Below are 3,737 nucleotides of genomic sequence, written 5' to 3' on the forward strand. Positions count from 1 at the left end.
CCGCTCGTCCGGGCGAACGGCGGGCGGCAACTCCCCGAACCGGATGTGGCGCAGGAACGCGTACTCGTCCTCGGTGAACGGTTGCTCGGCCATCGGCGCCCCCTCCTGCCCTGCCATTGTCTGACGGCGGGCGGCCCACAGCACCGGTCTGTCGGTTGACAGTCCCCTCGACCGTCGGGTGCGGCCCGACACACCGCGTAAGGCATCCTAGGATCCTGGGTGTATGGCCTGAGGCAACGCGCCGTCGGCAGGGGCGGTCGGCAGGGACGGTCGAGCGGGCTGGCGCAGGCGAGGCGGGCCGGCGGGCCTGCGGCCCGCCGGGCTGTTGCTCAGGGGTGGATGCTGGCGGCCGGCCGGCGCGGGGCGGGCAGCCGGTCCAGCACCGCGAGCGCCGCCCGGACCGGTCGACGTCGCAGCATATCGTCGAAACTCGCCCGACCCTGACAGAAACGGACGAACATCCGCCAACCCGGCGGGGTCGCCAACAGAGCGTGGAAGACCTCCGGGCGGCGGGTGAACAGGTCGAGTAGCCGGAACCCCGCCCGCATCTCCGGCGTCAGGCCCTCGGTGACTGCCCGCTCGTACCCGGCCAGATCACCGTCGGCGACCGCCGCGCCGGCCATCTCCCCGGAGCGCAGCGCGAAGCTGATGCCCTCGCGGCTCCACGGCTCCAGCAGCCCGGCGGCATCCCCCACCACCAACACACGGCCGTTGCGCAATGGGGAGTCCTCCGCACGGCAACGGGTCAGGTGACCCGAGTCGTGCTCCGCCGGCAGCCCGGTCAGGCCCAACCGGTCGACGAACTCCCGCAGGTAGGCGCGCGTCCCCTCCCCCGCCCCCCGGCCCGCGATCACACCGACGGTCAACCGGTCGCCCTTCGGGAACACCCAGGCGTACGAGCCCGGCATCGCCCCCCAGTCCAGCAGCAGTCGCCCGCGCCAGCGCTCCTGCTCGGCGGGCGGCACCGGCACCTCCAACTCCAGCCCCAGGTCCACCTGCCGGTAGCGCACACCCACGTGTCGGGCCGTCACCCCCGAGGAACCGTCCGCGCCGATCACCGTGCGGGCCGTGAGCGTCGTACCGTCGGCCAGCCGCAGGCGTACCCCCTCGGGGTCCTGCTCGATCGCGCGGACCGCGACCTGCTCCCGCATCTGCGCGCCGGCAGCGACCGCCGCCGCGCGCAGCCGGTCGTCGAACTCCTCGCGGCGCACCATGGTCACCACCGGACTGCCGTTGCGGCGGGTGAACTCCCGCCGGCCGTCGCGGGTGAACGTCACCCGGTCCACCCGGTCGTGCGCCGGCACCTCGATGCGGCCGCGCACGGCCGCCAGCGACGTGCCGATCAGGCCACCGCCACACGTCTTGTACCGCGGGTGCGCGGCCCGCTCGACAACCAGCGTACGAACGCCGGCGCGGGCCGCGGCGTGTGCCGCGGAGAGCCCGGCGGGGCCGGCGCCGACGACGACGAGATCCCAGACGATCACGGTTGCAGCCTAGGGCACCCTCCGCTGCGCGGCCCGGGCACGGCGAGCTGCCAAACGCCCGATTGAGTGGGCATCTTCGGTCAGGCAGGGGGTAACCGACGTGACGCGACCGTCCGCGCGGGAGCGGACGAGCAGAGGAGGAGATCATGCAGCGGGTTCAGCTGTCGGAGATCGAGCAGCGCGTGTACCAGGCGGTCACCGCCCTCGAAGCACGTGGCCAGGTCCCCTATCCGGACCTGATCGCCGAAGGATCCGGTCTGACCGAGGAGCAGGTGCACACCCCACTGCACGAACTCACCCAGAAGGGCCTGCTGCACCGCGAGGACTCGCCGATGGCCGGCCTCGACTTCGGCCCCCGATTCTGCGCCCGTCAGATGGCGTGACCCCCGACGGTTGGCCCCCGCCTGCCGGGGTAGCGGTCAGGGATGCATGATCGACCGTCAACGGGGGGCAGCATGAGCGCGGCGCACGAGCCGCAGCCGGTCGACGCGGCCGAGAACCGCCGACGCTGGCAGGCCGTCGGTGTCGGGCTGGTCGCCGCGTTCATGACGCTGCTCGACGTGAGCATCGTCAACGTCGCGGTGCCGTCCATCGACCGCGCGCTGCACGCCTCCCCGAGCGACCTGCAGTGGGTCCTCTCCGGGTACGCGCTGACCTTCGGGCTGGTGCTCGTACCGGCCGGCCGCTTCGGTGACTTCCGCGGGCGGCGCAACGCGTTCGTCTTCGGCATTTCGCTGTTCACCCTGACCAGCGCGCTCGCCGGCCTGGCCACGTCCCCCACCTGGCTGGTCGCCGCCCGGCTGCTCCAGGGCGCCGCCGCCGGCATCATCAACCCGCAGGTGATCGGGTTGATCCAACAGCTGTTCCGCGGGCCGGAACGAGCCCGTCCGTTCGGTCTGCTCGGCGCGACCATCGGCATCTCCACCGCCGTCGGGCCGCTGCTCGGCGGGCTGCTCATCGCCTTGGGCGGCGAGGAGCACGGCTGGCGGTGGGTCTTCTTCGTCAACGTGCCGGTCGGCATCGTCGCGGTGATCCTCGGGTGGCGGCTGCTGCCCGGTCGACCCGCCGGGCAGCCCGGCCGACGCCGACTCGACCCGGTCGGTGTGCTGCTGCTCGGCGTCGGCGTGGTGCTGATCCTGCTGCCACTCGTACAGGAGCAGCAGTGGCGTACGCCGTGGAAGTGGGCGCTCATCCCGGCCGGCCTGGCGGTGCTGGTCGCCTTCGGGCTGTGGGAACGGTGGTACGCGCGGCACCGCGAACCCCTGTTCAACCTGCGGCTGTTCACCTTCCAGTCGTACACACTCGGATCGCTCATCGCGCTGGTCTACTTCGGTGGGTTCACCGCGATCTTCTTCATCTTCACCCTGTTCCTGCAGAACGGGCTCGGCTACAGCGCGCTCGTCGCCGGTCTCGCCATCACCCCGTTCGCGCTCGGGTCCGCCGCCGCGTCCGCGCTGGGGGGACGCATCGTCAACCGCTTCGGCCGTCCCCTGGTCGCCATCGGACTGCTCGGCGTGGTGGTCGGCCTGGCCGCCACGGTGCTCGCACTGCGCCTCGCGCCCGACGCCCCGGCGCCCTGGGTCACCGCCGCGCCGCTGCTCGTCGCCGGTATCGGCAGCGGACTGGTCATCGCCCCCAACCAGACACTCACCCTCGCCCAGGTGCCCGTTCCCCAGGCAGGCAGCGGGGCCGGCATGCTCCAGACCGGCCAGCGGATCGGGGCGGCGGCCGGCATCGCCGCCGTCGGCTCGATGTTCTTCTCCTCGCTCACCGACAGTCGCGGCAACTGGACGTCGGCCTTCGAGAAATCGCTACTGCTCGCCACGGGGATCATCGCGCTCGCGCTGGTCGCCGCGCTGATCGACATCCTCCGCGGGCACCACGACTGAAAATCCCGGGAGTACGCGCGCCGCGCAGGTCGACGCGCCGCCCGGGTCGACGCGCCGCCCGGGTCGACGCGCCGCGCGGGTCGAGGTGCCGCATGCCGCTTGGGTTCATGCGTCGCCCAGGTCGGCGCCGGTCGGATCGATGTGCCACACAGACCGCATTTCGGTCGGGCCCACGCGCCGCCCAGGTCGGCATGCCGATCGGCGGTCAGTCACGGGCCGGGCATACCAACGGCCGGCACCTGACCGCCGCCCGATGTCCGCCGCCCGTCGGCGGTCGGGCGTCGGGCGTCGGGCGTCGGGCGTCGGGCGAGATCTTGGACAGTTTCCGTTAGGCCCTAACGGAAACTGTCCAAGATTCACCGTC

At 72.5% G+C, this 3,737-nt stretch carries 3 protein-coding genes; 2 read left to right on the forward strand and 1 reads right to left on the reverse strand.

The window, feature by feature from the left end; translation table 11 throughout:
* Positions 1-329: 329 nt before the first annotated feature.
* Positions 330-1,484 (reverse strand): geranylgeranyl reductase family protein, encoded by a 1,155-nt coding sequence (locus AB0J68_RS29080; RefSeq protein ID WP_355069087.1) that lies wholly within the window; start codon positions 1,482-1,484, stop codon positions 330-332.
* Positions 1,485-1,630: 146 nt separating this feature from the next.
* Between AB0J68_RS29080 and AB0J68_RS29085 the strand changes: the two genes are divergently transcribed.
* A complete protein-coding gene (locus AB0J68_RS29085) occupies positions 1,631-1,867 on the forward strand; it encodes a hypothetical protein (RefSeq protein ID WP_354862434.1) in 237 nt (78 codons plus the stop codon).
* 72 nt (positions 1,868-1,939) lie between these two features.
* Positions 1,940-3,373 carry an MFS transporter gene (locus AB0J68_RS29090; protein WP_363941709.1) on the forward strand — a complete coding sequence of 478 codons (1,434 nt, stop codon included), beginning with the start codon at positions 1,940-1,942 and terminating at the stop codon, positions 3,371-3,373.
* The last annotated feature ends 364 nt before the right edge of the window (positions 3,374-3,737 follow it).

Source organism: Micromonospora sp. NPDC049580 (genome assembly GCF_040675595.1).
In the GTDB taxonomy this organism is placed as follows: Bacteria; Actinomycetota; Actinomycetes; order Mycobacteriales; family Micromonosporaceae; genus Micromonospora.